Consider the following 6,668-nt stretch of genomic DNA (forward strand, 5'->3'; position numbering starts at 1 on the left):
CGACGACAAGGGCACCTACACCCCGCCCACCGGCACGGTGGTGCAGGACTTCGAGGGCACCGACTTCGGCTCGTGGACGGCCACCGGCACCGCGTTCGGCACGGCGCCGGCAGCCGGGGCGGTGGACGGTCAGGGCACGGTCGATGGCTTCGACGGCAAGGGCCTCGCCAACAGCTTCCACTCGGGTGACGCCGCCACCGGCACCCTGACCTCGCCCTCCTTCACCGTCGACAGCAAGTACCTGAACTTCAAGGTCGGTGGTGGTCGGCACCCGCACGTGGACGGCACCGTCATGGAGCAGGGCCCGCCGCCCGCGGGCACGGTCCTCGCCGACTTCGAGGGCGGTACCTACGGCGACTGGACGACCACCGGGGAGGCCTTCGGCACCGCACCGGCCGGCGGAACCCTCCCCAACCAGCAGGAGGTTTCCGGCTTCCTGGGAAGCGGCCTGGTCAACAGCTACCTGAACGGCGACTCCACCACCGGCACCCTCACCTCGCCCGAGTTCACCGTCGACAAGAAGCACATCAACTTCCTCATCGGCGGCGGCAACCACCCCGCCGACTCCGACAACCCCACCGCCGTCGAGCTCCTCGTCGACGGCCAGGTCGTCCGCAGCACCACCGGACAGGATGGCGAGGCACTCAACTGGGCCTCCTGGGACGTCGGCGAACTCGCCGGCAAGAAGGCGCAGATCAAGATCGTCGACGACAACAGCGGCGGCTGGGGCCACCTGAACGTCGACCACATCATGCTCTCCGACACCCAGGCCCAGCCCGTCTCCCAGGAGACGTCCGTCAACCTGATCGTCGACGGCAAGGTCGTCCGCAGCGCCACCGGCTCCAACAGCGAGAGCCTGGACTGGGCCTCCTTCGACATGCGCCCCTACGCCGGCAAGGAGGCGCAGATCCAGATCGTCGACATGAACACCGCCGGCTGGGGGCACCTCCTCGCCGACCGGTTCACCGCCGCCGACACGGCCGCGAAGTCCGTCGTGCAGCGCGCCGACTGGGCCGACTACGGCAAGGACTACTACGCGGCGGTCTCCTGGGAGAACGCGCCGGGCGGCAAGCGGTACATGGTCGGCTGGATGAACAACTGGGACTACAGCGGTGCCATCCCCACGTCACCCTGGCGTGGCGCGCAGAGCATCCCCCGGGAGATTGCCCTGCGTACGGTCGACGGCCGCATCCGGCTGATCAGCCGGCCCGTGAACAGCGTGACGTCCCTGCGGCAGCCTCAGGCCGTGTCCGCGGCCGACGTCACCGTCAAGAGTGCCTCCAAGACCCTGATCGGGCCCGCGGCCAAGGGCAAGGCGCTCGACATCGAGGCCACGTTCTCCCTCAAGGACGCCGACCGGTTCGGTCTGAAGGTGCGCACCGGCGCCGGGGGAGAGGAGACCGTCATCGGCTACGACACCACGACACAGGAGCTGTACGTCGACCGCACCCGCTCCGGCGCCGTCGACTTCAACAGCACCTTCCCCGGCGTCCAGACCGCACCTCTGAAGGCCAAGAACGGCAAGGTGAAGCTGCGGATCCTCGTCGACTGGTCGTCCGTCGAGGTCTTCGGCGGCAGCGGCGAGGCCGTGATCACCGACCAGATCTTCCCCGACCCCGCCAGCCAGGGAGTGCAGGTCTTCGCCGAGAACGGCTCGGTGAAGCTGGACAAGGCCGTCGTCTGGCACCTCGACTCCGCCCACAAGTGACGCCCACGGCCGACCCCACGACTGACGCCCACAACCGACAAGGACACGAGACGTGAAGAAGACCCTGCTTGCCGAGTTCACCGCCCGTGAGGGAGCGCAGGACGAGGTCGCCGGCCTGATCGGCGACTACGCCCTCAAGGTGCGCGAGGAAGAAGGCAACATCGCCTTCGATGTCTACACCAAGGCAGCCGACCCGCGCGCCTACTGGATCTTCGAGGTGTACCGGGACGAGGACGCCTTCCAGGCGCACCTGAATGCCCCGTACGGCGGCCCTTTCAACGCCGCCCTCGTCCCGCTGATCGAGGAGGATGCCTCGGTGCTGACCTTCCTCGATCCGCTGGCGTGACGATGCCGGGCACGCCGCACGGAAGCGGCGAGCATCGCCTTGCACATCCAGCGGCCACGAAACCGTAACGAGCCGTTGACAAGGGCACCCGCCGGGGCGCAATCTCATCCCGCACTCACTTGCCAAAACGATTGGGCATCACATGGGCAGGCGGATCGGGATAAAGGACGTGGCGGCAGCCGCCGGAGTCTCGGTCACGACCGTTTCCCACATCCTCAACGAGGTCGAGGGCAAGCGGATCAACGCCGAGACCCGGCAGCGCGTTCTGGAAACGGCCCGGCAACTGGGGTACGCGCCCAACGGACTGGCCCGTGGCCTGCGACTGAAGCGGTCGAGCACCATCGGCTTCGTCAGTGACCAGATCGCCACCACCCCCCACGCGGGCCGGATCATCCTCGGAGCGCAGGAGGAGGCCGCCAAGCACGACCTGCTGCTGCTCATGCTGAACACCGGCGGAGACCAGGAGTTGGAGCGCAAGGAGATCGAACTGCTCCTCCAGCGCCAGGTTGACGGGGTGCTGTACGCGTCGATGTACCACCGGGTCGTGGAGGTGCCGGAGCAGCTGCGCTCGGTCCCGACGGTACTGCTCGACGCACGCGCGGACGACCCATCCGTACCGTCAGTGGTACCTGACGAGGTACAGGGCGGGGCGACGGCGGTGCGTGAACTGCTCCGCCACGGCCACCGCCGTATCGGCTTCATCAACAACGTCGACGACATCCCGGCCACCCACGGACGCCTGGAGGGATACCGACAGGCCCTCGCCGAAGCCGGCGTCGCTTTCGATCCCCGGCTGGTGGTGGCCGAAGCCGCATCTGCCGCCGGCGCGTACCGGGCGGCACGCACGCTGCTCCAGGTGGCGGATCGACCCACCGCGTTGTTCTGCTTCGCCGACCGGATGGCGATGGGCGTCTACCACGCGGCCGCCGAACTGGGGCTGTCGATCCCCGCCGACCTGTCGGTCATCGGCTTCGACAACCAGGAACTGATCTGCGACGGGATGTTCCCCGGGCTGACCACCGTCGCCCTGCCGCACTACGAGATGGGGGCGCGCGCGGTGGCACAGCTGCTCGCGCTCACGGGCACCCCGGGCCAGGAGCCAGGTCCGGCTGCTCAGGAAATGCTGCCCTGCCCGCTGGTGGCACGGGCATCGGTAGCTTCGCCGCCCCGGCTCTGACCCCGGAACGGCGAAGCACCACCGATACAGGCGGCCGTCACTACCGGCCGCCGGCACGGTCTGCCAGGACCGTGCCCAGTGAAAATGGAGGAACCCAGTGGAATCGAGAACCAGGCGCCTCGCGGTGTCGAGCATAGCCGCCCTTGCCGCGGCGGCGCTCGTGGCCGGCTGCGGCGGTAGTGGGAACACCGGCTCGTCGGGTGCCGACGGCAACACGCTGACCCTGTGGACGCACAATGCCGGCAACGCCGCCGAGTACGGCGTCGTGAAGCAGGTCGTCAAGGAGTTCAACGCCGGCCAGAGCAAGTACAAGGTCAAGATCCAGGCGTTCCCGCAGGGTTCCTACAACGACTCGGTGGTGGCCGCGGCCTCCGCCAGGAAGCTGCCGTGCATCCTCGACGTCGACGGACCCAACGTGCCGAACTGGGCCTGGGGTGGGTACCTCGCGCCGCTGGACCTGTCCAAGGGCCAGGTCGCCGTGAAGGACCAGCTGCCCAGTACGGTCGCCACGTACAAGGACGAGACCTACGGGTTCGGGTTCTACGACGTGGCTCTGACCATGTACTCCCGCAAGTCGGTGCTGAACAAGTACGGCATCCGCATCCCGACCCTGGACAAGCCCTGGACCAAGGCCGAGCTCATGGACGCGCTTGCCAAGATCAAGTCGGGCGGCAGGTTCAAGAACGCGCTGGACCTCGGCACGGGTGACCCCGGTGAGTGGTGGCCGTACGCCTACTCCCCGCTGCTGCAGAGCTTCGGCGGCGACCTGATCGACCGCTCGACCTACAAGACCGCCAAGGATGCCCTCAACGGCGAGAAGGCCGTCGAGTGGGGCAAGTGGTTCCGCTCGCTGGTCACGAAGGGCTACACGCCGCAGAAGTCCGGCAAGAGCCCCGGCGACGACTTCCGCAATGGCAAGACCGCCATCCAGTGGGACGGCAGCTGGTCGGGCCAGGCCAACGTCGACAAGTTCGGCAGCGACCTGGCGATCCTCCCGCCGGTCGACTTCGGCGACGGGCCGAAGATCGGCGGAGCGTCCTGGCAGTGGGGCATGAGCTCGACCTGCTCCAACAAGGAAGGCGCCCAGGCTTACCTGAACTTCTCCCGGCAGACGAAGTACTTCGTGGACTTCGCCAAGGCCACCGGCACCATCGCCGCGACCAACGCGGCAGCGCAGCAGGTCAAGGGCTACGAGGCGGGCGGCCAGTTCAACGTCTTCCTCCAGGAGGCGCAGAAGTTCGCGGTGGTCCGGCCGGTCACCCCGGCCTACCCCTACATCTCCACGGTGTTCTCCAAGACAGCCATGGACATCTTGGCCGGCGCCGATGTGAAGGGCGCCCTTGACCAGGCCGTCAGTCAGATCGACAACAACCTGTCGACGAACAACTACTCCACCGGCAGCTGACCGCGTCCGCCCGTCCCGGCGTATGGCGGATGCGGTTCATCCTCTCCGCCATCCGCCGGGATACTTACCTGCCTGGATGTCCCATGGCCACAACAATGTCGTCAATGTCCACCCAGTCCGGCGCTGCCGCCGACGCCCCACCGACCCGACGTGCAGCGCAGCGGCGCGCGCGGCGCAGAGAGAGCCTTGCCGCACTCGGCATGGTGAGCCCCGCCGTGTTCCTGCTGGTGATGTTCATCGTCATCCCCGTGGTGCTGGCCTTCGCGCTGGCCTTCACCAACGCCCGTCTGGTGTCCCCGACTCCGGCGCAGTTCACCGGCCTGCAGAACTTCCGCGTCCTGCTGGACGACCCGCTGTTCTATAAGTCGCTGCGCAACACCTTCTACTTCGCCGCCGTCGTCGTCCCGATGCAGGGCGGCCTGGCGCTGGTTCTCGCCCTGCTCGTCAACGCCAAGGTCAAAGGCGTCAACTTCTTCCGCACCATCTACTTCCTGCCGGTCGTGACCTCGATGGTCGTGGTCTCCGTCCTGTGGACGTTGCTGTACCAGAAGACCGGGTTGATCAACGAGATCATCTCCCGCCTCACCCTCGGCCTGGTGCACGGACCGGACTGGCTGAACAACCCGCCCACGGCCATGCCCGCCATCATCCTCATGTCCGTCTGGCAGGGCGTCGGCTTCCACATGATCATCTGGCTGGCCGGACTGCAGACCATCCCGCAGGACCTGTACGAGGCCGCCGATATCGACGGAGCCACCCGCTGGGTGCGCTTCCGGCACGTGACCTGGCCCGGCCTCAGCGCCACCCGCACCTTCGTGCTCATCACCATCACCATCAGCGCGTTCGCCCTGTTCACCCAGGTCAGCGTGATGACACAAGGCGGCCCCCTGGATTCCACCAGCACGGTCGTCTACCAGGCCGTGCGGACCGGATACAGCCAGCAGCAGACCGGATACGCGTCCGCGATCTCCCTCGTCTTCTTCGTTCTGGTGCTGGCCGTCTCCCTCGTCCAGCGCTTCCTCACCCGGGAGAAGGACTGACATGACCTCCGTATCTCCTGCTCCCGCACGCCCGGGCCGCCGCCGGAGGCCGTCGCCGCGCCGGATCGGCCTGCACGCGGCACGCATCGTGCTCGCGCTGTTCTTCGCGTTCCCGATCGTCTTCATGCTGGTGTCGTCGCTCAAGCCCGACGAGCAGATCTTCGGCGACCTGGACGGCATCAAGGCGTTCCTGCCGGTCGGCCACCTGTCCCTGGACAACTACACCGGAGTCTTCGACCGGGTGCCCGCCGTCCGGTTCCTGCTCAACTCCGTCGGGACGTCCGTCATCACCGTGGCGCTGAGCATCTTCATCAACAGCCTCGCGGCGTTCGCCCTGTCCCGGATGCGGTGGCGCGGCAAGAAGATCGTGCTCACCGCCGTGATCGCGACACTGATCGTGCCGTTTGAGACCTACGCCCTGCCGATGGTCTGGTGGGTCAACAAACTGCCCTGGCTGCAATTGGACGGCGGCCGTCTCATCGTGACCGAGGGCTGGCTGGACACCTACCAGGTGCAGATCCTGCCCTTCGTCGGCAACGCCCTGTTCATCTTCCTGTTCCACCAGTACTTCCAGAGCATCCCCAAGGAACTCGACGAAGCGGCGGTCCTCGACGGGGCGAGTTGGTTCGGCATCTACCGGCGCATCGTCATGCCGCTGTCCGGTCCGGCGATCGCCACGGTGGCCATCCTGGCCTTCCTGCCGATGTGGAACGCCTACCTGTGGCCGCTGATGGTCGTCCAGAGCGAGGACCTGCGGCCGGTCATGATCGGCATCGACTACTTCGTCCAGACCAACCCCTCCTGGGGCGAGATCATGGCCTACTCGTCGATGATCACCGTGCCGGTGCTCGCCCTGTTCGTGGCCTTCCAGCGGGCCTTCGTCGGCAGCATCGCCTCCAGCGGCGTCAAGGGCTGACCCCGCAGGGCCCGCGCCCGCCCTCACGTCTCCGTGCCACCCCCTGCGCCTCGCGCACCCTTGGAAAGGCCCCGTG

Annotated in this window: 6 protein-coding genes; all 6 read left to right on the forward strand. The window is 67.3% G+C overall.

Going from position 1 to position 6,668, the window contains the following annotated elements:
• Window positions 1-1,708: glycoside hydrolase family 32 protein (locus ADK57_RS10405; protein WP_053749108.1), on the forward strand; the 1,708-nt coding region annotated here is incomplete at its 5' end.
• A gap of 52 nt (window positions 1,709-1,760) precedes the next feature.
• Window positions 1,761-2,054, forward strand: coding sequence for a putative quinol monooxygenase (locus ADK57_RS10410; protein WP_053749109.1), 294 nt, complete (start codon window positions 1,761-1,763; stop codon window positions 2,052-2,054).
• A 142-nt stretch (window positions 2,055-2,196) separates the two neighbouring features.
• A complete protein-coding gene (locus tag ADK57_RS10415; RefSeq protein ID WP_053749110.1) occupies window positions 2,197-3,231 on the forward strand; it encodes a LacI family DNA-binding transcriptional regulator in 1,035 nt (344 codons plus the stop codon).
• 97 nt (window positions 3,232-3,328) lie between these two features.
• Complete coding sequence (locus tag ADK57_RS10420; protein ID WP_053749111.1) at window positions 3,329-4,636, forward strand: extracellular solute-binding protein; 1,308 nt, start codon at window positions 3,329-3,331, stop codon at window positions 4,634-4,636.
• Between the two features lie 104 nt (window positions 4,637-4,740).
• Window positions 4,741-5,676 (forward strand): carbohydrate ABC transporter permease, encoded by a 936-nt coding sequence (locus ADK57_RS10425; RefSeq protein ID WP_053749112.1) that lies wholly within the window; start codon window positions 4,741-4,743, stop codon window positions 5,674-5,676.
• 1 nt (window position 5,677) lies between these two features.
• The gene (locus tag ADK57_RS10430) at window positions 5,678-6,592 is read left to right on the forward strand and encodes a carbohydrate ABC transporter permease (RefSeq protein WP_078973052.1); all 915 of its coding nucleotides are present in this window, start codon (window positions 5,678-5,680) and stop codon (window positions 6,590-6,592) included.
• The last annotated feature ends 76 nt before the right edge of the window (window positions 6,593-6,668 follow it).

Origin of the sequence: Streptomyces sp. MMG1533, assembly GCF_001279775.1 — a bacterium.
Taxonomy (GTDB): domain Bacteria; phylum Actinomycetota; class Actinomycetes; order Streptomycetales; family Streptomycetaceae; genus Streptomyces.

Coding starts and splice junctions, on each gene's coding strand:
- ADK57_RS10415 (WP_053749110.1), top strand. CDS start 2,197: ATGGGCAGGCGGATCGGGATAAAGGACGTGGCGGCAGCCGCCGGAGTC.
- ADK57_RS10425 (WP_053749112.1), top strand. CDS start 4,741: ATGTCCACCCAGTCCGGCGCTGCCGCCGACGCCCCACCGACCCGACGT.
- ADK57_RS10430 (WP_078973052.1), top strand. CDS start 5,678: ATGACCTCCGTATCTCCTGCTCCCGCACGCCCGGGCCGCCGCCGGAGG.